This window comes from Streptomyces sp. NPDC087901, from assembly GCF_044742205.1.
GTDB lineage: Bacteria > Actinomycetota > Actinomycetes > Streptomycetales > Streptomycetaceae > Streptomyces.
Map to the genome: position 1 here is coordinate 1 of NZ_JBIUUC010000036.1, position 20039 is coordinate 20039.

Below are 20039 nucleotides of genomic sequence, written 5' to 3' on the forward strand. Positions count from 1 at the left end.
AGCCCGGCCCACCAGCTCATCAATCAGCTGGTCATCCACAGACTCCGCCGACACCGCCTCAGACGGCTCCACGGGCTCGGCCTCAGTCACGTTGTCGCTCGTCATCGATGCATCATCCATGATCGGGAGTTACACCGAACGTTTTACAGTCCCTCGCTGGAGGGTATTCCAGGGGGCGAGCCCGGCCCGGACGGCGCGGATCGTCTTGGGACAGCTGGCCGGTGGAGCTGGAGGGGTGAGCGCAGAGCAAAGCCGGCCGGCATGAACCGGCTGTTGCGTTTTCACGTTGAACCAACGGGACGGAGCAGTGCGTCGGCCGGGAGAGGGGCAACACGCGTGCCGTATACGGACGCTTCTCGGCCGGGCACGTCACGGATGAAGCAGGGGTGCCATGCGTCCGGTAATCGCCGACTACACGACCAGGGGCCGACCGATCGGTCCGGCAGTGCGACATCGGGGATGTGCCCGGGCCGCGAACCACATGTCGGTGAGCCCGGGAGGGTGGGTCAGCCTGGATTTCGAGGCTGGGGAGCATCCTCCTCCCGTCCTGAGCCTCCTGGTGACCGCCGAGGTAGCGAGCCAGGACCCTCACCCGAGTATGGTCATGTTGACGATACTCGCCAACGGATCGACCGTGACCCGGTGCGTTGTTGAGTCAACGCCTCTCGGTGCCCCACGTGACATCCCTTTCACGGTGACCGGGCGGCTGCTGCTGCCCGGCACCAACACCGTGCAACTGGCCAGTTCGAACGGTGAGTACCCCGTACTTCGGTTGCAACGGATCACACTGCGCCCTGAAAGCGGGACACCGTGATTTGCTGTCCCTTGCCGGCCGGCACACGCTGGCCGTCAGGGCACTCCACGACGGCGGCATGGGTGCGTCAGAGACCTCAGCTCTTCAGCCGAACGCACAACGATGGTGGGGATTCCCACGCGATCGGTGCCCGAGTCCCGATCGAGCACCATGCCGCGCCAGACAAAAGGGGCGCGGCGGACAACCAAAGGCGCCGCCCGACGATCGCACCACACTGGCCCGGTCGGACCATGCCGACCGAGCAGCCGGAGAGTACCGGGCAGAGTCGTCGGACAGAACGGGCGGAAGAGGCGGAACAGGTCGGCCAGACCCATCATCCCGAATCGGCGGAGCCAGCGGGGCGGGACCACGAGGCCGAGCCAGTCGAGCAGCAGGCGTCGGCGGAAACCGACGTCGAACCGAACCCGGCGACGTTCGTGACGGACCGCCCCGTGCCCCGGAACGGCGACGGGCACCGGCTTCTCACGGCCTACCAGTGGGCTCAGTTCGACTCGCTGCGGCTCGCCCCACGGGACGTCTACGGCGACGGCAACTGCTTCTTAAAGAGCGTTTTGTCCTGGCAGGAGTGTTTGGCAACGCAGTGCTGCCGTGAATGGTTGCGGGGTGTTGGTCCAAGTGGAAGCGGTGGGGCAGGTCGCCGACGGGCGCGCGACGGTTCGGGTGCGCTCGGAGGTGGGTGCCGCTGCGGCGTTCTGGTGCGGCGATCCGACGGGAGTGGGCCGCCAGCATCATGTGGAGTGGACCGTTGAAGAGGACGTGGCCTGGGGCGGCAATACTCGACCGGCCACTTCATTTTCACCCGGGGTGGATGAGGAGGAAGGCGGTCGGATCGTCTTTCGGGGGCGGCTGGGCCTGACGGGCGATGGCGGAGCCATGCTGGAAGTAGCTGGAACCCACATCCTGTTCGACCTCGCCGACCCGCCGCCATCGACTGCTGTCGATGGAACGTGGGTCGAGATCAGTGTGGAGCGGAACAGCGTCAGCCTGTGGCCCTACCTGCTGTGATTCGCAGGAGCCCGACGCTGCCGCCGTTCAGCTGTCGCGCCAGTTGTGGGTCGATTCGCGGGTGAGTCTGCGGCTCATGAGGTCGATCATCGCTATGTTGATCATGGCTTCGGAGCGGTGTGGGTGGGTTTCGTAGTCGTGGGCGAGGCGGCGGTGGTGCATGAGCCAGCCGAAGGTCCGCTCGACGACCCAGCGCCGCGGAATCACCTTGAAGCCCTTCTGGGCGGGGTCGCGGCGGGTGACTTCGACGTCGATGCCCAGGCGGGCGCCGTGGTCGATGGCCTTGGTGCGGTAGCCGCTGTCGGCCCACGCCTTCGTGACGCGAGGGTGGCCTTCAGCAATGTTCGAGAGCAGGCGGATTCCGCCAGCGTTGTCGGAGACGCTGGCGGCGGTGACCAGCACGGCCAGCAGGAGGCCGACGGTGTCGACGCCGATGTGCCGTTTGCGGCCCGCGATCTTCTTGCCCGCGTCGATGCCCTGGCCGGCCGCAGGCACGTTGGCCGAGGTCTTGATGCTCTGGGCGTCGAGGATGCAGGCGCTGGGCTCGGCGTCTCGGCCCTCGGCCTTCCGGACCAGCCGTCGCAGGAGTCCGTTGAGCTGGTCGAAGACGTCGTCCTTCTGCCAGGCGGCGAAGTATCCGTAGACGGTTTCCCACGGGGCGAAGTCGCGTGGCAGGTACCGCCATGGGATCCAGGTCCGGTCGACGTAGAGAATTGCGTCCATGATCCGGCGCAGGTCGTGTTCGGGCGGCCGCCCGATGTCCAGGCCCTTCCCTCTGCGTTCCACTCGCCAGGCTGTCAGGGTTGGTTCGAGCAGTTCCCAACGGGCATCGGACAGGTCACTGGGGTACGGCCGCTGTCGGCGAGGCATGTTTCCGTGGTACCGATGGCAGCCGTCCCGCCACAGGGCGCAAACAGGCGCGACCGGGGGCGTGTTGGGATCAGACAGGAGCGAAGGGACCGAAACGTCGAAGGCCGTCACCCGCCCCATCTGCCACAACAAGCGTCTACCGCCTCAGCCGGCCCGAAGCGGTCCGCCATCTGAACTGCAATGAAGCACCCCTGTCGGGACAAAACGCTCTTTTAGAGGTCGTTTTCATCTGTACTGCATGCCTATTAGCGGATTCATGGATGGTCGGGTCGTGGTGCTGGAGGGGCGGCAGGTGTGGCAGCGATCGCTGGTGCCTGAGGGGTGACACATGAGGCGAGAAGTTGCTCGTTCCTGTCTCATCCCAGGATATTCGGTCTTCGCGGTCGTGTGCTTCTGTCGCCATCGTTGTGCGCCTGGGCGCATTCGGTTCAGCGCGGTACGCCGGAAGCATGGCTAAGCGACGTCGGTATCCGAGTGATCTGTCCGATGCCCGCTGGGAGTTGATCGAGCCGGTCCTTGCGGCCTGGCGCCTCGAGCGCCGGAGCCGGGCTCTGGACTTCCGCCGGCCGCCCGAGCACGACCTGCGCGACATCATGGACGCGATCTTGTATGTGGACCGGACCGGGGTCCAGTGGGCTATGACCGACCTCATGGCCCGTCGCCTCACCAGCGAGAACACCATCTCCTGGCGCGACCCGAAGACAACCACAGAACAGGCTATCTCGGGATGAAACGTCGGACGAAAACGACCTCTTACGGGCGCTCCTGGAGGTCGCCGGAAACGAGGTGCGACAGCGTACCGGTGCGACTGACCCGACCGGCGTCGATGATCTGATCGGGACGATGCGCGCGCAGACGGCGCAGGAGCTGACCACCCACTACGACAGTACGCCGACCGCATTGGCGCAGAGGCAACGGACACGTCCGTAAAGCGGCTCATCGCCGACATCGGCATTCCCAAGAACTTCGCCAATCTGGCCAGCGCTGTCCCGCTGTGGCTCTCGGCCGAGCTCTTCGAGCTGCGCCTGACCCTCGTCGAACCCCACGGGTGGGTCAGTGTGATGGGACCCGAGGAGGGCACACGCGTCACGCTAGTCCACATCACGGACGGCCCGCTGCACTTCCTGGCTGCCGTACCCCCGCACCCGTACCCGCACCGCCCTTGCCCACGCCTGAAGCCACGTCGGCGTCCGAGGCCCAGCCGGTAGCAGCATCACCCGCGCCAGTGCCCTCCCTTCGATGTCCTGTCCGGCAGGACGGCGCCCGGGAGCACGGACGCGGATGGCGCGCGGTCCAGGCCGCACTCGGCGGAAGGCGGTTCTTCCGACAGGTGACGGCCGTATCCGGCCGCCACGGGACCAACCAACGTGGGGCCGTCGGCTGCCACCCATCGATCGTCAGTCGTCGAAACCGCATGGCCCGCCCGGCACCTTGGAACTATCCGGCCCGCTCGCCCTTCCGGCCCGCCCGGTTAGTCCGGATCATCCGAGCCCTGCGGTCCGCCCACAGTACGCAGGACGTGAGCCGCGCGACGCACCTCGTGCAGCACCGTGGCAACGGCCGTGACCTGCACCATGTCCGGCCACAGCAGTGCGTAGGTGCGGCGCAGCGGCCAGTCACGCAGTGGCCGGTACACCAGTTCCGGGTCCGCGTTGTCGCGCAGAGCCAGTTCACTCATCAGGCTGATGCCAAGGCCGGCGGAGACCAGCGCCTGGATGGTGCGGGTGTCGTCGACGGTCGCGCTGATCCGGGGCTCGAAGCCGAGGCTGGTGCAGGCGGCCGTGAAGCGGTCCCGGAAACTCTCCATTACCCAGTCATGGTCGCTGAGTTCACCTAGGTGGATGGTCTCGTGGTCGGCCATCGGATGGTCGCGCCGCATAACCACGCATCGGCGGTCGGACATCAGCGGCACCCGCAGCATCGCGGACTCACCTTCCGGCAGAGTCTCGTTGGCCCAGTTGCACAGCAGACCAAGGTCACCCTCGCCAGCCCTGATCATCCGGCGTGCCTGGACCGGCTCGGCCTGCACCACCGTGACGCGCACGTCGGGGTGGTGGGCCTGCAGCCTCCCAACGACTTGGGGCAGCAGGGCCGCGCAGCCGCTCTGGAAGGCAGCAATGCGCACCAGGCCGCCGCCTCGGGCGACACGGGCCGCGATGTCCTGGTCGGCGGCGCGCAGCACAGAGAAGATCGTGTCCGCATGCCGTACGAGGGCCTGTCCCGTGGGAGTGAGCCGCAGTCCGCGGCCCGCACGGGCCACCAGCTGTGCGCCCACGGCCTGTTGCAGCCGACGCATCTGATAGCTGACGGCTGGCTGCGTATAACCGAGTGACGCCGCGGCGGCCGTGTACGAACCGGTGCGCGCGATCGCCGCCAGAACCTCCAACTGGCGTATGTCCAACACCCAACGACTATAAGGGATTCTGATGGGACCGCGAAAAGATCCTCGTTGGACGTGGTGCACTCGGGTTCGATGGAATGAAGTCACGGCATAACAGCGCGACGCGCTGCTCAATGCCTCGGATTCTCGCCGGATCCCTCGCCGCGCCGCAACTCACTCCCAGTACTTCCTCCTTTCCCGCCCCCAGCATCCGCAGGAGTTTCCCGTGAGCGCAGTCACCAACTCCGGCGCGGACCCCCGGCCACCGCTGGTGCGGATTACCGGAGTCGACAAGCACTTCGGCGACGTTCAGGTGCTGCACGGTGTTGACCTGGACATCGCCGCCGGCGAGGTCGTCGTCATCATCGGCCCGTCCGGCTCCGGCAAGTCCACATTGTGCCGGTGCATCAACGGGCTGGAGACCATCACCTCTGGCACGGTCACCATCGACGGCGTGCCCCTGCCGGCCGAAGGCAGCGAGCTCGCCAAAGTGCGCGCCGACGCGGGGATGGTGTTCCAGTCGTTCAACCTCTTCGCCCATCTGACCGCGCTCCAGAACGTGACTCTGGCACCGGTGAAGGTGCGAGGTCTGGCCCGGCGGGACGCTGAGGCCCGCGGGCGTGAACTGCTGTCCCGGGTGGGCCTCGCCGAGAAGGGGGACGCCTACCCGGCGCAGCTCTCCGGTGGCCAGCAACAGCGCGTGGCGATCGCGCGGGCCCTAGCGATGGACCCAAAGGCACTGCTGTTCGACGAGCCGACCTCGGCGCTGGACCCGGAGATGATCCAGGAGGTGCTGGACGTCCTGGTCGAACTGGCGGCCGAGGGCATGACGATGATCGTCGTCACCCACGAGATGGGCTTCGCCCGTCAGGCAGCGGACCGCATCGTCTTCATGGACTCCGGCCGCATCCTGGAGACGGCGGCCCCCGCCGACTTCTTCGCCTGCGCCAGTAGCGAGCGGGCCGCCGAGTTCCTCTCCAAAGTGCTACAGCACTGAACCGAGCCACTGGACACATCGTTCCAGTGAATGGAGAACACGGCCCGTCCGCCCTCCGTCTCGCTCCCCTCGCTCTTCTCGCTCCCACTCACTGTTCGACGACCCATCCGTTGCCGTGCCCACGGAACCCGTCCCTGCTAGGAGACACCATGTTGACCCGCCCCTGCGGCAGAACGCCGCTGCCCAGTACCGGTGCCACCCAGCGTCGCGCCCGTGTCGCCGCGGTCGTGGCCCTCGCTGCCCTCACCGCGACCTCCTGCTCAGGCAACTCCTCCACCGGGGCACCCGGCAGCAATGTGTCCTCCACCTCGCCCGGCACAGGAGCGAACGCCATCGACCAGCTAGTGAAGGCCGCGGAGCCCGCCGCCAACTCGCTGCTGCCGAGCGGTTCCACCGCCGCAGCAATCCGGAAGAAGGGCACTCTGGTCGTTGGCGGAAGCCAGACCGCAGCCCTGTTCTCGCTGCTCAACCCGACCACCGGCGAAGTGGATGGATTCGACGCGGCGCTGTCCCGGCTGCTGGCGAAGTACACCATCGGCAAGGACTCCACCAAGCGGGTCAACGTCACCACCGCCACCCGTGAAGCCCTGCTGAAGAACCACTCAGTGGACACGGTGTTCGCCACCTACACCATCACGCCCCAACGGGAGAAGCAGGTCGCCTTCGCCGGCCCGTATTACGAGGACGGCCTGGCGATACAGGTGAAGAAGTCCACCTCCGGCATCAACGGACTGTCCGATCTTGCGGACAAGACCGTGGTGACGCAGTCAGCCTCGACCGCCGCCACGGCGGTGCAGAAGGGGGCGCCTACGGCCAAGGTGCAACTCTTCGAGACCAACACCGAGTGCCTCCAGGCGCTGCGCCAGGGTCGCGCCGACGCCTACGTCCTCGACCAGGGCGTCCTAGCGGGCAACGCCTCGACCAACTCCGATGTGAAGGTCCTCGCTGACACATTCAGCCAGGAGCCGTACGGCATCGGACTACCTCTGGACAAGCCGGACTTCAAGAAGTTCGTCAACGACTGGCTGAAGAAGATCACAGCGGACGGCACCTGGGCCAAGGTGTGGGAGGCCACCGTGGGCACTGAGGTGCCGGGTCCCGCCCCGACGCCACCGACGATCGGCTGAGCAATGATGGGCCTGATTCTCTCCAATCTCGATGTGTTCGAACACGGTCTGCTGGTCTCCCTGGAACTGAGCGGCTTCACGTTCGCCCTCGCGAGCCTGCTCGGCGTTGTGCTTGCCGTCTGCCGCATCAGCCCGGTAATCCCGCTGCGGATGCTCAGCCGGACGTACGTCGGGACGCTGCGCAGTGTTCCGCTGCTGGTGCTGCTGATCTTGTTTGTCTTCGGACTGCCGGAGGTCGGGCTCGTCTACTCACTGTTCTGGACTGCCGTGACGGCAATGAGCCTGTACTGGGCGGCGTTCTTCTGCGAAGTCGTCAGGTCGGGTGTGCGGGCGGTACCGAAGGGCCAGATCGAGGCGGGCCGGGCAATCGGCCTGACCTTCGGCCAGGTCCTGCGGTTCGTCGTCTTCCCGCAGTCCCTGCGGTCCGTGGTGCAGCCGCTGGCCTCGCTGCTCATCGCCGTGACGCTCAACTCCTCGCTCGCCGCAGCCGTCGGTGTAACACAGGAGCTGACCGGGCAGACACAGCTGCTGGATCAGCAGTATGCGCAGCCCCTCGTCACATTCGGCGCGGCCGCCGCCTGCTACGTCGCCCTCACGCTATTGATCGGGCAGACGGCGGCGCGCCTGGAACGCAGGCTGGTGGTACAGCGGTGAAGCAGACCGTCTCCGGACCGACCACGCTGTCCGCGGACCCGACCCCCGCGCCCATCACCTCCGCCGGGCCGGTGTCGGCATCCCGACGTCCGTCCTGGTGGTCCAGTTTGTCGTTGGGCGCGGGCGAGGACGACGACCTGTTCGATCCCCCTGGCCCGCGCGGCCGCAGACGGATCGCTGTCGCCACCACCATGTCACTGGCTGTTCTGGCCCTGCTGCTGGCTGGGGTGGTGTACCAGTTCGCGATGCACGGGCAGCTCAACGCGGACAAGTGGAGTCTGTTCGTGCAGCCCCCGGTGCTCCGCTATCTGCTCGGCGGACTGTGGGCGACAGTCCAGGTCACCTTGATCAGCGCCGCGCTGGCGCTGCCACTCGGCGCCCTGCTGGCGCTCGGCCGGCGATGCCGCCAGCGCGTGTTGCGCTGGCCCTCAGCGGCTTACGTTGAAGTGCTTCGCGCCATACCACTGTTGCTGCTCATTTACACTTTCCTTCTCGGCCTGCCCAGCATCGGTGTGCGGATGCCACTGTTCTGGCAGTTGGTGTGTCCCATCGTGCTCACCAACGCCGCCGTGCTTGCGGAAATCTTCCGTGCCGGGGTGCGGGCGCTGCCCCACGGCCAGACGGAGGCAGCGTACGCGCTGGGCTTGGGGTATTGGCCGACCATGCGCCTGGTCGTCCTCCCTCAGGCAATCCGCCAGACCGCCCCCTCGCTGGTCAGTCAGCTCGTCCGGCTACTGAAGGACAGCACGCTCGGGTACGTCGTCAGTTTCCTGGAACTACTCAACTCCGCGAAGGTGCTCGGCGAGTACAACCACAGCATCGTACAGAGCTTCCTGGTGGTGGCACTGGTGTACATGCTGGTCAACTCCGCGCTGGCCGCGGCAGCGGGACGGCTGGAACGGCGGACCGGCCGGCCCCGCGGAGCGGCGCCCGAGATCCGTGCGTCCCGCGTCACCGCCACGGGCACCCCGTGACCGTGGCCGGGCACGAGCGGGTGCGCTGGGCCGACGCCCGGCCTACCTGCCCCTGAGCCCCTCCTCTCTGCGGCACCCTCTCCATGCCCAAACCTCGCACTCCACCGGCCGTTCAGCCCTCTCCGCGGTCCGTCCATCCGCGCCGTGACGCACCCGCGCCATGGTGTACCAAGCCAAGCCACACGCTGGCAGCCTGCGCGTCCCACCGTGTCACGCATGACGCTCGCGACAGCGCATGGGCAGCCTTCTCCCTTCGCTCCTCCCCCTCGTCGGGAACCCTCAAGAAACGAGGCGCATCACCATGTGTCGACTGCTCGGCGTCGTCTCCCGGCAAACCGCCCCCCTTAGCGATCTGCTCGCAGAGGACATCACCCAGTTCCTCTCCCTGGCCTACGAGCATGGCGACGGCTGGGGCATCGCCTCACTCGCCCCGGACGGAACCGTCACATCCGTCAAGGAGCCCGTCCCAGCAGGCACAAGCGACCGCATCCAGGACGCCATGCGCACGACGACCACCGACGCGGCCATACTCCACCTGCGCATGGCGAGTCCGGGACTGACACTGCGGCCCGGCAACACCCACCCTTTCGGGGATACGCATGTCGCCTTCGCACACAACGGCGACTTCTCTCCGGCCTCCTGCTTGGACGACGTGATCGGCGATGACCTGCTGGCCGGCGCCGAGGGCGGCACCGACAGTGAGCGCTTCTACCTCGCCGTCCGGCGCCGCATCGGTGAGGGCCTGGAGCCGCCGAAGGCCATTCTCGCCACTGCGGCCGACATAGGAGCTCTGGCCACCCGCTTCGCCAGCCTCAACTGCCTGCTCCTTACCCCGGCCGCGCTCTACGCCTACACCGCGCACGATCCGTACTCCGACGTGATCCGGCGGCGTGGCAAGGACTTTTTCGCACTCAACTACCGCCGCAGTTCCGACTCCATAATCATCGCGTCCACCGGTTGGCCGCAGCCCGCGCCACTCTGGTCCAGATTGCCCGAGGGACAGGTCCTGGAGATCCGCCGTGACGACCTGTCGACCGTGATGCACCGCGGCTGAGAGGTTTTCAGAGGCCGGCGGGCGGATCCCGCCGGAGCGCAGCGGGCAATCCCTGCCACCGAGGGCATCGAGCCCCTTCATGTCCCCTGTTACGTTTTTTTGCGGTCCTGCAATGAGACCGCTGGCCTCCGGGCCCGTTATATCTGCGCTGCCCCCTAACGAAGGTATGAACTGCCGTTACCTTTACTGATGGTTTCAGAATGAGGTTCGGAGTCGTCTCAAGCAGATGATGCTGCAGGCAAGTTGGAGTAGTCCGAGGTGGAGGTCGGCTCGTATCTCGTAGCGGATGCGCAGTCGTTTGAACTGGTGGAGCCAGGCGAAGGTCCGCTCGACGACCCAGCGCGTCTTGCCCAGTCCCGAGCCGTGCGGGGTTCCGCGGCGGGCGATCTTGGGTGTGATCCCACGTGCGCGGACGAGACGCCGGTACTTGTCGTAGTCGTACCCACGGTCGGCGAACAGCCGCCGGGGCCGGTGGCGCGGCCGGCCCCGCAGCCCACGGATGCGGGGTATGGCGTCCAGCAAAGGCATGAGCTGGGTGACGTCGTGACGGTTTCCACTGGTCAGGGAGACGACGAGCGGAGTTCCGTGCCGGTCGACGATCAGGTGGTGCTTGCTGCCGGGCCGGGCCCGGTCGACCGGCGAAGGTCCGGTGTGAGCCCCCCTTTGAGGGCCCTGACGTGCGAGCCGTCAATCGAGGCGCCGTCCATCTCCGGCAGGCCCTCTTTACGCAGTTCCGCCAGGAGAACCTCGTGCAGGCGGGGCCACACTCCGGCCTCGGTCCAGTCCCGCAGACGCCGCCAGGCCGTCACCCCGCTGCAGCCCACCAGCTCCGCGGGAACGTCCCGCCAGCTCACACTCTTGCGCAGCACGTAGACGATGCCCGGCAGAGCGGCACGGTCATCGGCCGGCAGCCGTCCGGGATACCGGTGCCGCCGAGGCGGACGAACCGGCAGCAGCGGGGCTACGCGTTCCCACAAGTCATCAGGCACCAGATCAGCAGACCCCCCCAGATCCTGCCGACCCAACACCCAACTGCCAAGACACCACAGCAATCTCATTCTGAAACGATCAGTTAGTGGTCGTGCCACCGGTCATTCAAGGCGACGACGCTCGCTGGCGGATCTATTGGGGGCTTTAATAGCGTAGCCGGTGCGCTAGTCACGGGATCTTCTGCGGGGCAGCAGGCTGCGGCCGAGCGGAAGGACTCGCACACACAGGTCCTTCTCCTTCTCGCCCGCCAAGGCGTCCGCGCTCTGTTCGCCATGCTCAGCGTCAGCCCCTTCTGCAAGCTTCGAACCCCACCGCATAACTAAGACAAAACTTCTAAAAGCGGCGGTGTAGCCGTAGCCAGGAACGGCGGAGGGGGAGCTGTACTTGCTCCTGTGATCCCGAGACCTTCGCTGAGGCCCCTGGACCGGGATGGCGTCACCTGTCAATATGGATACGTGGATGAGTTCGTCTTTGTGAGTGGTCGGTTGTGCCTCGATCTGGCAGGCACAATGCTGTGGCGGCGCAGCACCCGCACCGAATCGCTGGGTTCCCCCGCTGACCTGCGGCGCTGGATAGTTTCGGCGGGTGTCGTCGACGATCCTGGTCTTGTGAACTCCCGAGGGCTGGCGCGAGTCCGCCGTCTGCGCGAGGCGGTCTATCTGCTGGTCGGCCACTGGCCCCTGGGCGACGATGCGGATATGGCCGTCAAGGAGGCCCTTGCGGAGGTGAACGAAGCGGCCCGACTTCCGCTGCCCAAACGTCAGCTCGACAAGTCGGGTCGGGCGACGCGGACCGGCAGTGTCGACGAGGTCCTCAGTGCGGTTGGCTGCGATGCCGTGGACTTGTTGAGTTCTCCCCAGGTCTCACAGATGCGAGAGTGCGCCAGGGACGACTGCACGCGCCTGTTCGTGGACTTGTCCCGCTCCGGCGCCCGGCGATGGTGCGGGATGGCGGAGTGCGGGAACAGGCAAAAGGCCGCCACTTTCCGGAGGCGGCAAAAGCAGTCTGAGGTATGACGGCGGCTGCGCGCTGCCCTGCTGCTCTCTCGTCTCGCGTGACGGCCGGAGGCGACGGGACTCACGCCGCGTAGGCGTCTTTGGGTGTCACGGTCCCGCGGTCAGCATCCCTTCAGCAGGGCTGACAGCGAGACCGTGAGGGTGCCGTTCGATCAGTAGTCGCCGCGGACCCCGCGCGCGTCGATCTCTACCAGCAGCCCTGCCGGCCGACGTAGACGGTGGTGCGGGCCGGCAGCGTCTCGCACCCCTGCGCGCTGAAGTACTCGCGGTAGGTGTCGTTGAACTTTTCGAAGTCGCTGGTATCGGTGAGGTAGACGCAGAACATGAGGACGTCTTCCCATCGGGTTCGCCCCTCGGCGAAAAATTCTCGCACGTTGTCGAGCGTACGAAGGGTTGGGGCGCGTACCGACGCTGCGGGAGCGGGTGCTAAGGCGTCGAGTGCGGTTGGTGCAACACCGACCTGGCCGGCCACCTGCAGCAGCGATCCGATCGAGACACCCGGCGAGAAGGGGCCGACGGTCTTGGCCCGGGAGTCGAAGACGATGGCTGTTGGCGTCGCCGTGTGGTTCATGGAGTGTGTCTCCTTCGGAGTTGGTGGGTGGGCGCGAGGTCGCCGGGCGGTCGCTCGGGTCGCGGGGTTACACGTGGGCCCCGAGCGGCCCGGTTGAGACTGGTCAGGATGTCTTCCAGAACAGTGTGGGACGTGGCGAAGTTCAGACGCAGGAACCCGTCGGCACCGGGGCCGAAGGGGCTGCCGCCGTCCAGCAGAACGCCACCGACCCTGCGCACCCGCTCCACGGGCGGTTCTTCCAGTCCCAGCGGACGGGCGTCGATCCAGGCAAGGTAGGTGGCCTCCGGCGTGTGATGACGCAGGTGCGGCAACTGTGTGCGCAGCACCTGCTCGACCCGGCGACGGTTGCGGTCCAGGACGGCAAGCAGCTCTCGCTGCCAGGCGTCACTGTGCTGCCACGCCGCCTTGGTTGCGACCACGCCGAGCGGGGAGACGGTGCCATACAGATCCGGCGGCTGCGCGTCACGCAGGGCGAGCAACCGGTCCGGGCCGTAGTGGGTGACGGCGCAACGGATCGCGGCGAGGTTGAACGCCTTGGTGGCGGACGTAAGTGTCACGGTCCTGCGGGCTGCGTCGGGGGACAGGCTCGCGAAGGGGGTGTGCTGGTGCGGGGCATAGACCAGTTCGGCGTGGATCTCGTCGCTGATGACGAGCAGGTCATGGCGCCTGGCGAGAGCGGCGAGCTCTTCAAGCTCCGCTCGGGTCAGGACGCGGCCCGTCGGGTTGTGCGGGTTGACCAGCACCAGGGCCTTGCACTGCGTCCTTGTAAACGAGGCGTCCAGTGCGGCGAAGTCCATGCGCCAGCCCTCGTCCGTGTCCTGCATCGGGATCGGCACGGCGAGCCGTCCCATGGTCGACAACGTTGCAAGGAACGGCGGGTAGTTGGGTGTCTGCACGGCGACCGCATCGCCCGGGCTCGTCGCGAGGTGCAGGATGAGCTGAAGGCACTGGATCAGGTCGGTCTGCTCGCGTACCCGGTCCGCCCTTGCGGACCAACCGTATCGGTCTGCCATCCGCTGGGCGAAGGCTTCGCGCAGCGGGCTGCCGTCCGGCCAGTCCGGATAGCCGAGGTCGCGTCGCTCGACGGCGTCACGCAGTGCGTCGGTGACGGCCGGGGGTACGGGGAAGTCCATGTCGGCCACCCAGGCGGGCAGCAAGTCGGGTCCCGGGCGGTGCCACTTCACACTGGTGCGGGCGCGCAGCCAGTCACGGTCCAGGTCATCGAAGCCGGATAGTCGCAGCGAGTCGATGGACTCGGCATTCTCAAGGGCGTTCACGAGGAAGCTCCCGGCTTGAGGAGATCGCGGGTGATCTGAATCTGGCCGTGGTGCTGGGCGAGTTCTTCAAGAACGTGGAGTTGGACGCCCTGCACACTCAGCGGGCGCTCCGGGCCTTCGAAGTCGGCGGGCGGCGTGTTGCGCGGCAACGAGGACGGGATCACCTGAGCGAGGTCGACTTTGAGCTGTTCGAACAGCTCGTCAACCTGCTGGCAAAAGTCCTTTACGTGCCCGGTGGCCGTGAACTCCGAAGCGCGGTCTCGGTCGATCTCGCGTCCCGCGATGATGTGGCCGGTCCAGTAGTTGGCGACGGCTGCGCAGTGGTAGGCGATCGCGTAAACGGAGTTCGCGCCGGGAAGCGGCGGGCGGGTGTTCGCCAGGTCGTCGCCCAGGTCCTCCAGGACGTTGAGCATGCCGTCGAAGGCGCGACGCAGGAAGAACAGGTACTCGTTCTGATCTTGCACGGGCGGGTTCCTCATCGGTGGGAGGCGGTGCTGACCAGCTCCGCTGTAGGTCGCCGTGGATCAGGCGACGCAGTAACTGGTTCGTGCGGTTACTAATCAGAGTGAAGTGCCGACGCGTCGCCTGTCAATAGGTCAACCGCTCCCAGAGCAGCGCAGACCGCGCCCCTATGTCCTCGCTATTTGCTAGCGGATGCGGCACGGACGAGTCGTCTACATGCATGAGCATTGGATATACGAACCCTATTGACAGGTTATTTCTTGAGTGCCACGGTGGGGGCCATCACCTGGAGCGGTAGGGCTCACCTGTTCATTCGCCGACGGCGACACGCCCGCCCGTCGCCACAAGAGACCGCTGTCACCGCGCGCCGCGCAACGATTCCCACAACGCCTCAAAGCGGCGAACCACCGCACCAGGGACATTGCCGAGCGGCACCATGTGCCCCCGCCCCAAACCCACCACGGGCCCTCGGTGTGGTGGCTTGGCAGTTGGGTGTTGAGTCGGCAGGATCTGACGGCTGTCTGTTGATCTTGTGCCTGATGGCCTGTGGGAACGGATAGCTCCCTGCTGCCGGTTCGTCCGCCTCGACGGCGCCGGTATCCCGGGCGGCTGCCGGCCGATGACCGTGCCGCGCTGCGCGGCATCGTTTACGTGCTGCGCAAGAGTGTGAGCTGGCGAGACGTCGCTGTTGAACTGGTGGGCTGTAGCGGGGTGACGGCCTGGCGGCGTCTGCGGGACTGGACCGAGGCCGGAGTGTGGCCCCGCCTGCACGAGGCCCTCCTGGCGGAACTAGGCCGATCGCCGAGCTCGAGCTCCGTCACCGTCTGCGGGCCCGGGCCGAGGACGGCATCCGCGCCGCCCGGGCCACCGGCCTGCGCAACCTGCCCTTGCACCGCACGGCCCAGAACCGGATCTGGCTGGAGATCGTGCAGATCGCTCTGGACCTGCTGGCCTGGATGCCGATGCTCGCCCTGACCGGCAAGGCCAGGCTCTGGTAGCCCCGACGCCTGCGGCTCCGTCTGTTCGCTGCCTCCGGACAGCTCGTGACCACCGGCCGTCGGCGGATCCTTTACCTGGCCCTGCACTGGCCCTGGGCCGGCCACATCACCGCGGCCCTCGACCGGCTCACCCAACTGCCCGACCCTGGCTGACCAGCGGACCCCGTCCCTTCGACAGCACCTCAACACCCGGAGCAGTGGAACCCGGCGCCATCCCGAAACGACACTCGGGCCCTCGGCCTGCACAGCCTCAGCCGACGGAACGAAAACGGTCCACCGACTCCGTCGGCGGACCGTCACGAAACATCGAGGCTAGGGGGCCTCTGCCCCGGTGTCGACTCACTGCCCGCGCCTTGGGTACGGCCCCTCACCAGCCAGCCATCGCCGGACGCCGACGGTAGGCAGAAAAGGGCAGGATGCGAGTCACGCGCACGGCCCAACGCGCTCCTGACCCTGGACAGCACCCCGCTACTGGGCGACCGGATCGCCGCCGAACCCGTACTACACGGAGCCGCGCCGTTGACTCCGGCATGTAGCGCTTCGCGTGCACAACATGCCCTTGTCCCAAGTTTTCAAGAGCCACGTCTCGACTGTTCAAGATCCGCAGTCAAGGCCCCCCGAGGGCAGCGCGGACGGATCCCATCACAGAGCGGTCAGCTGCCTGTTGCCCGGTTTGATTCCGCTCTGGTAAAACGCCTGGTGGACCGCTTGGTAGTCCTAGACTGGCGTCGTGGAAACTACCTCAAGAAGTCTCGCGAACCGGCTGCACTCCGCTCGCGACAGAACCTTCGTCGGCCGTACCCGGGAACTAGCACGATTCCGTGCCGCACTGAGGGGCGGCCACGGTGCCAGCCCAGTTCTATACGTGCATGGTCCTGGAGGAGTCGGGAAATCGACGCTGCTGAGACGCTTTGAGGACGAGGCCCGCGATGCCGGCCGCAGGGTGTTCTGGGTCGATGGTCGGCGTATCGACCCCTCTCCCGATGGCTTTGAGGCCGAGGCATCCGAGGCTGTCCGCGGCGCGAACATTGTGCTGCTGGTTGATGCTTTCGAAGCGTGTCAGGGGCTTGAAGGATGGTTGCGCGACCGGTTCCTGCCCTCACTGCCCGAAACCGCGGTGGTCGTCCTAGCCTGCCGGCTTCCACCGGGCCCAGACTGGTCGTGCGACCTCGCGTGGAGCGACCTCATGGAGGTTCTATCCCTGGATCTCCTGGACGCGAATAGCGCGGGCGCGTTGCTAGAGCGCCGGGGGGTGGCGCCCTCACTGCACGACTCGGTGCTCGCCTTCGCTGGCGGACACCCTCTGGCACTGAGTCTCGCCGCTTCGGTCGCGCTGGGTGACTCCACGAAGAGCGCAACCTGGAAACCTGGGCCTGATGTGATCGCCACTTTGCTCTCTGTGCTCGTTGGGGAAGTACCCTCCCGAGAACACAGGCTCGCTCTGGAGACCGCTGCCCATGCGCTGACAACGACCGAAACTTTGTTGGGCGCAGTGGTTGGTGAGGTGAACGCTGCCGCTATGTTCGCGTGGCTGCGCAATCTGCCTTTCAGCGAATACGGGCGCCAAGGGCTTTTCCTACACGAGCTGGTCGCCGAGGTTCTGGACCAGGACTTCCGGTGGCGCGATCCGGACAGCTACGAGCAGATGCACGTCCGTACTGGCCACCACCTCCTCAATAGGGTCAGGACGGCGCCCGAGGCAGAGGCCATGAGCGCGGTTCGTGCGCTGACCTATCTGAAGCGGTATGGACCGATGGCCCCGTACTTCGAGCGAATCGAACGAGAAGGGGATGCCTACGAAGATATCCTCCGGCCCGACGACTACGACAAGGTCGTCAGCATGGCTCTGGAAACTGAGGGGGAGGTGTCCGCCGACATCGTTCGCTTCTGGTTGCAGGAGCAGCCCAGTGCGTTCCGCACATACCGCAGCGCGCAGACAGGGGAGCTCGTCGCCTACATGCTCTGGCTGCGGCTAACTGATGCCCAGGTAGGTGTGAGCATCGATCCTGTTGTTGCCGCTGCCTGGGATCACGTTGAGCAGAACAGTCCGCTGCGTGTCGATCAGCACATGCTGATTTCTCGCTTCATGATCTATCCGGAAGCGTACGGGGAGGTGTCCACCGTCGGGCACCTCATGCAACTGCGTATATGCGGTGACTGGATCAGGTCCCGAGGGCTGGCCTGGTCGTTCATTACCTCACCTGATGCGGAGCTTTGGACCCCGTTGATGGACCACCTCGGGCACCGACAGATCTACCAGACACCTTGGGGCCGTAACCGCGTATTCACGGTGTTTGCCTGCGACTGGAGGGTCACCCCTATGGAAATCTGGTTCGATCGCACCCAGCCTGGGGCGCTCTCCGAGGTTCCGACTGCCCCAGTTCCGGATCATCAAGGGCCCAAGCCCATGTCACGCGCTGACTTCGAAAAGGCCGTTCGCGACGCCTTGCGCAACCTTCATCGTCCCGATGTTCTGCGGGCCAGCCCGTTGCTCACCAGCCGTCTAGCAGCAGGCTTCGCCTGGGCTGCGGGGGAAGACATGGTGGAGTCGCTGCAGCGAACCTTGACCGCAGCCGTGAATGAGATGGTTGCTGATCCGAAGTCAGGCAAACTCCATCGCGCCGTGGCCACTGCCTATCTGAGCCGCATTCCTACTCAGGAGGCGGCTGCTGAGCGGCTGGGATTGCCTTACAGCACTTATCGGCGGCATTTGAGCAGGGGGCTTGAGCGAGTCTGCGAGCTACTGTGGCAGCGGGAGCTGGGAGGCGCCACACTCCCAGATCGAACCGCTCGGTGAAAGAAGGCCTGGCAAGATTTTCGTAGCTGGAGATCATCTAGTCGGCTGGTCCGCGTAGCGGCAACGTAGCGGGCGCCCAATACGACTCGGTAGCGGAGGAGTGGGACGCCAGCGGCCCGCCCTGAGAGCCGCGTATCACCACGTGCCAAGTGCGGGAGCTGGCGTATTTGCGGACAGTGCGGCGGTCCAGCCTGAGTTCGCTGGCCGCGGCGCTGCGGGGCGGCCAGCGTCATTCACCGCGTGCACGGCCTCGAAAGCCGCCAGGCATGCTGGCCGGCAGGAGCGGGTGGAAACGGTCGTTGGCCCGGACGGCGCCGGGGGCACTATCGGCGATCCGTTGCCGGTAGGTGAGGGATGCGTCGCGACAGACGATCTCGACTCCAGAATGCACGTGGGGCCATCACCTGAGCTGTTCGGCGTCCCGGCCCTCCCGGAGCGTGAGGTGGAGACGAGTGGTGGCTTCGACCAGGAGGGCGCCGTAGGCGTTGTCGTATAGCGCGAAGTCGTCCATACCTCCGGGGTGTGACCAAAGGGCTGCAGCGGTACCCGCATTAGCTGGGCGAGTACCGGGCGCTACTGACAATCTGTTTCCACACCCATGACCTGGTCCGCCGGTTCGCCACGTGCTCGACAACCTCGACGCGACACCCCTCCAGGGTTGGCTGGCGACCTCGCAGACAACGGACTGCCTCCTCTCGTCGATTTCGCCAGAGTGGCTTTGTCGACGTCACACGGTTCTGGCTCGCTTTCCGTGAAGGAGACACGCTGAGTGACGACTGACGCTCGGATCAGCCTGCTGGAAGTTGCCTGAAAATGACCAGTGTCGATCTCGCTGTGGTCGACAGTTCAGCGTCGTGGAAGAGACATTGCTCCGGCTGCAGGAGCTGTTGTTCCCGCCGACGGCGAACGTTGCGGTGCTGTCGGTGGACGTGAACGACGAGGCGTTACGCGTAGAGGCCCGGTGTACGGCGGTCGGGGCCGGTTGTCCGGACTGTGGCAGCCGGGCGAGCCAGATTTATAGCTCGTTTCCAGCGGGGGAAGGCGGGTGGTCCTCTGTTTGCGAGTCCGCCGGTTCTTCTGCCGGGACGCCTCGTGCGGACGGCGGACGTTCGTCGAGCAAGTAACTGGGCTGACCCGGCGGCACGGCCGGTGGACTGAGCGCCTGCGTTCGACGCTGGCCGCGGTCGGTCTTGCCCTCGCCGGCCGGGCCGGTGCCCGGATGGCACGGGTCTTTGGGGTGTCGGTCAGCCGCAGCACGATCTTGCGCCTGCTCGACACGTTGCCCGACCCGGTGGCACCGGCTCCGCGGGTGGTCGGTGTCGATGAGTACGCGACGCGCAAGGGTCGCTTCTACGGCACGGTCCTGGTCGATGTCGAGACCCGTCGACCGGTGGACCTGCTGCCCGACTGAGAGGCATCCAGCCTGGCCAAGTGGCTGGCGAAGCGGCCAGGGATTGGAGTGGTCTGCCGAGACCGAGCTCCGTTTTTCGCGGAAGGCGCCAAAGCCGGAGCACCCCAAGCTACCCAGGTCGCTGACCGCTGGCACCTGTGGCAGACCCTACGTCGACACGGTGGGCCGCGATATGCCCATCTCTGCGGCGACGTGGGCGACCGGACGGCCCGCGAGGACTCGTTCGACCAGAATCCGCCTGCCGTGAACGGTCAGCCGGGCATTACGGTGGGACCCGAAGACCTCCGTGTGGTGCAGCAGCTTCACCACATCGGAGGTCTTCGTCATGTTCAAGACCTGCCGAGTGTCAACAACGCTCGTTGATCAATACACCTAGCCACGGTGCCGCTGCCGCGGGCGGCCGGCTGGCCCTGGCTGCGGCCCAGCGCGCAGACCTCACCGCAGCGGATCCTGTGGCTTGACGTCGTCATTGACGCTTCTCGCGACCACAGCTGACCTTGGTCGAGAGCCCGTCTACACGGAGCTTCGCCGATGTGTAGGACGGTCTAGGTCCTGTTTCTCGGATCCCCTGACTTGGGCGGGGTGTTGGGGCCAGGCTGGCTGTGTGGGCCGTGGGGATCTGACGAATGCGGAGTGGGATCG

General features: G+C 66.3%; 17 protein-coding genes and 2 pseudogenes. 12 read left to right on the top strand and 7 right to left on the bottom strand.

The genetic code is table 11. The features are described from left to right. Nucleotides 1-1417: 1417 nt before the first annotated feature. Complete coding sequence (locus tag ACIOEW_RS40515) at nucleotides 1418-1819, top strand: hypothetical protein (protein WP_401970518.1); 402 nt, start codon at nucleotides 1418-1420, stop codon at nucleotides 1817-1819. A 27-nt stretch (nucleotides 1820-1846) separates the two neighbouring features. Here ACIOEW_RS40515 and ACIOEW_RS40520 read toward each other — a convergent pair whose 3' ends face one another. After that, nucleotides 1847-2689 (bottom strand): IS5 family transposase, encoded by an 843-nt coding sequence (locus ACIOEW_RS40520; protein ID WP_401970520.1) that lies wholly within the window; start codon nucleotides 2687-2689, stop codon nucleotides 1847-1849. Nucleotides 2690-3138: 449 nt separating this feature from the next. Between ACIOEW_RS40520 and ACIOEW_RS40525 the strand changes: the two genes are divergently transcribed. Then, nucleotides 3139-3420, top strand: a complete 282-nt coding sequence (locus ACIOEW_RS40525; RefSeq protein ID WP_401970521.1) for a transposase — start codon at nucleotides 3139-3141, stop codon at nucleotides 3418-3420. Between the two features lie 740 nt (nucleotides 3421-4160). Here the strand turns inward: ACIOEW_RS40525 and ACIOEW_RS40530 are convergent. After that, complete coding sequence (locus ACIOEW_RS40530) at nucleotides 4161-5093, bottom strand: LysR family transcriptional regulator (RefSeq protein WP_401970524.1); 933 nt, start codon at nucleotides 5091-5093, stop codon at nucleotides 4161-4163. 202 nt (nucleotides 5094-5295) lie between these two features. On the opposite strand from ACIOEW_RS40530, the gene ACIOEW_RS40535 reads away from it, so the two are divergent. The 5 genes from ACIOEW_RS40535 (at nucleotide 5296) to ACIOEW_RS40555 (ending at nucleotide 9875) form a co-directional block, all read left to right on the top strand. Then, a complete protein-coding gene (locus tag ACIOEW_RS40535; RefSeq protein WP_401970526.1) occupies nucleotides 5296-6066 on the top strand; it encodes an amino acid ABC transporter ATP-binding protein in 771 nt (256 codons plus the stop codon). A gap of 149 nt (nucleotides 6067-6215) precedes the next feature. Beyond that, complete coding sequence (locus ACIOEW_RS40540) at nucleotides 6216-7193, top strand: glutamate ABC transporter substrate-binding protein (RefSeq protein ID WP_401970529.1); 978 nt, start codon at nucleotides 6216-6218, stop codon at nucleotides 7191-7193. 3 nt (nucleotides 7194-7196) lie between these two features. Then, on the top strand, nucleotides 7197-7847 hold the full coding sequence (locus ACIOEW_RS40545; RefSeq protein ID WP_401970531.1) for an amino acid ABC transporter permease: 651 nt from the start codon (nucleotides 7197-7199) through the stop codon (nucleotides 7845-7847). A gap of 113 nt (nucleotides 7848-7960) precedes the next feature. Further along, the gene (locus ACIOEW_RS40550; protein ID WP_401970533.1) at nucleotides 7961-8821 is read left to right on the top strand and encodes an amino acid ABC transporter permease; all 861 of its coding nucleotides are present in this window, start codon (nucleotides 7961-7963) and stop codon (nucleotides 8819-8821) included. A 301-nt stretch (nucleotides 8822-9122) separates the two neighbouring features. Further along, a complete protein-coding gene (locus ACIOEW_RS40555; protein ID WP_401970535.1) occupies nucleotides 9123-9875 on the top strand; it encodes a class II glutamine amidotransferase in 753 nt (250 codons plus the stop codon). 195 nt (nucleotides 9876-10070) lie between these two features. Here the strand turns inward: ACIOEW_RS40555 and ACIOEW_RS40560 are convergent. Beyond that, nucleotides 10071-10933, bottom strand: a protein-coding gene (locus ACIOEW_RS40560) for an IS5 family transposase (protein WP_401970538.1) whose coding sequence is annotated in 2 segments (ribosomal slippage) — nucleotides 10071-10531 and nucleotides 10531-10933 — 864 coding nt in all. Because the reading frame shifts where the segments join, the coding sequence is not laid out codon by codon here. Nucleotides 10934-11320: 387 nt separating this feature from the next. Here ACIOEW_RS40560 and ACIOEW_RS40565 point away from each other — a divergent pair. Then, nucleotides 11321-11881, top strand: coding sequence for a CGNR zinc finger domain-containing protein (locus ACIOEW_RS40565; protein WP_401970540.1), 561 nt, complete (start codon nucleotides 11321-11323; stop codon nucleotides 11879-11881). A gap of 187 nt (nucleotides 11882-12068) precedes the next feature. Here ACIOEW_RS40565 and ACIOEW_RS40570 read toward each other — a convergent pair whose 3' ends face one another. Genes ACIOEW_RS40570 through ACIOEW_RS40580 form a run of 3 tightly spaced genes read right to left on the bottom strand, consistent with a single transcriptional unit; the run spans nucleotide 12069 to nucleotide 14193 of the window. Next, nucleotides 12069-12452 carry a RidA family protein gene (locus ACIOEW_RS40570; protein ID WP_401970542.1) on the bottom strand — a complete coding sequence of 128 codons (384 nt, stop codon included), beginning with the start codon at nucleotides 12450-12452 and terminating at the stop codon, nucleotides 12069-12071. Further along, nucleotides 12449-13729 carry a MalY/PatB family protein gene (locus ACIOEW_RS40575; RefSeq protein ID WP_401970544.1) on the bottom strand — a complete coding sequence of 427 codons (1281 nt, stop codon included), beginning with the start codon at nucleotides 13727-13729 and terminating at the stop codon, nucleotides 12449-12451. The genes ACIOEW_RS40570 and ACIOEW_RS40575 overlap by 4 nt, the downstream gene beginning before the upstream one ends. Further along, on the bottom strand, nucleotides 13726-14193 hold the full coding sequence (locus ACIOEW_RS40580; RefSeq protein ID WP_401970546.1) for a DinB family protein: 468 nt from the start codon (nucleotides 14191-14193) through the stop codon (nucleotides 13726-13728). The genes ACIOEW_RS40575 and ACIOEW_RS40580 overlap by 4 nt, the downstream gene beginning before the upstream one ends. Nucleotides 14194-14708: 515 nt before the next feature. Between ACIOEW_RS40580 and ACIOEW_RS40585 the strand changes: the two are divergent. From ACIOEW_RS40585 to ACIOEW_RS40600, 4 genes and pseudogenes are all read left to right on the top strand, one after another. Further along, a pseudogene (locus ACIOEW_RS40585) lies at nucleotides 14709-14983 on the top strand (transposase); the annotation flags it as partial. Further along, nucleotides 14983-15342 (top strand): annotated as a pseudogene (locus tag ACIOEW_RS40590) (transposase); the annotation flags it as partial. The pseudogenes ACIOEW_RS40585 and ACIOEW_RS40590, both read left to right, overlap by 1 nt. Before the next feature lie 577 nt (nucleotides 15343-15919). Next, nucleotides 15920-17986: an ATP-binding protein gene (locus ACIOEW_RS40595; protein ID WP_401970548.1), complete on the top strand. Its 2067-nt coding sequence runs from the start codon at nucleotides 15920-15922 to the stop codon at nucleotides 17984-17986. Between the two features lie 1219 nt (nucleotides 17987-19205). Further along, on the top strand, nucleotides 19206-19397 hold the full coding sequence (locus ACIOEW_RS40600) for a hypothetical protein (protein ID WP_401970551.1): 192 nt from the start codon (nucleotides 19206-19208) through the stop codon (nucleotides 19395-19397). A 147-nt stretch (nucleotides 19398-19544) separates the two neighbouring features. Here ACIOEW_RS40600 and ACIOEW_RS40605 read toward each other — a convergent pair whose 3' ends face one another. After that, nucleotides 19545-19724 (bottom strand): hypothetical protein, encoded by a 180-nt coding sequence (locus ACIOEW_RS40605; protein ID WP_401970552.1) that lies wholly within the window; start codon nucleotides 19722-19724, stop codon nucleotides 19545-19547. Between the last annotated feature and the right edge of the window lie 315 nt (nucleotides 19725-20039).

What these genes read in the sequence shown, in the direction of transcription:
- ACIOEW_RS40520 (WP_401970520.1), bottom strand. Translation starts at nt 2,689, where the DNA reads ATGCCTCGCCGACAGCGGCCGTACCCCAGTGACCTGTCCGATGCCCGT.
- ACIOEW_RS40525 (WP_401970521.1), top strand. Translation starts at nt 3,139, where the DNA reads ATGGCTAAGCGACGTCGGTATCCGAGTGATCTGTCCGATGCCCGCTGG.
- ACIOEW_RS40540 (WP_401970529.1), top strand. Translation starts at nt 6,216, where the DNA reads ATGTTGACCCGCCCCTGCGGCAGAACGCCGCTGCCCAGTACCGGTGCC.
- ACIOEW_RS40545 (WP_401970531.1), top strand. Translation starts at nt 7,197, where the DNA reads ATGATGGGCCTGATTCTCTCCAATCTCGATGTGTTCGAACACGGTCTG.
- ACIOEW_RS40555 (WP_401970535.1), top strand. Translation starts at nt 9,123, where the DNA reads ATGTGTCGACTGCTCGGCGTCGTCTCCCGGCAAACCGCCCCCCTTAGC.
- ACIOEW_RS40570 (WP_401970542.1), bottom strand. Translation starts at nt 12,452, where the DNA reads ATGAACCACACGGCGACGCCAACAGCCATCGTCTTCGACTCCCGGGCC.
- ACIOEW_RS40600 (WP_401970551.1), top strand. Translation starts at nt 19,206, where the DNA reads ATGGCACGGGTCTTTGGGGTGTCGGTCAGCCGCAGCACGATCTTGCGC.
- ACIOEW_RS40605 (WP_401970552.1), bottom strand. Translation starts at nt 19,724, where the DNA reads ATGACGAAGACCTCCGATGTGGTGAAGCTGCTGCACCACACGGAGGTC.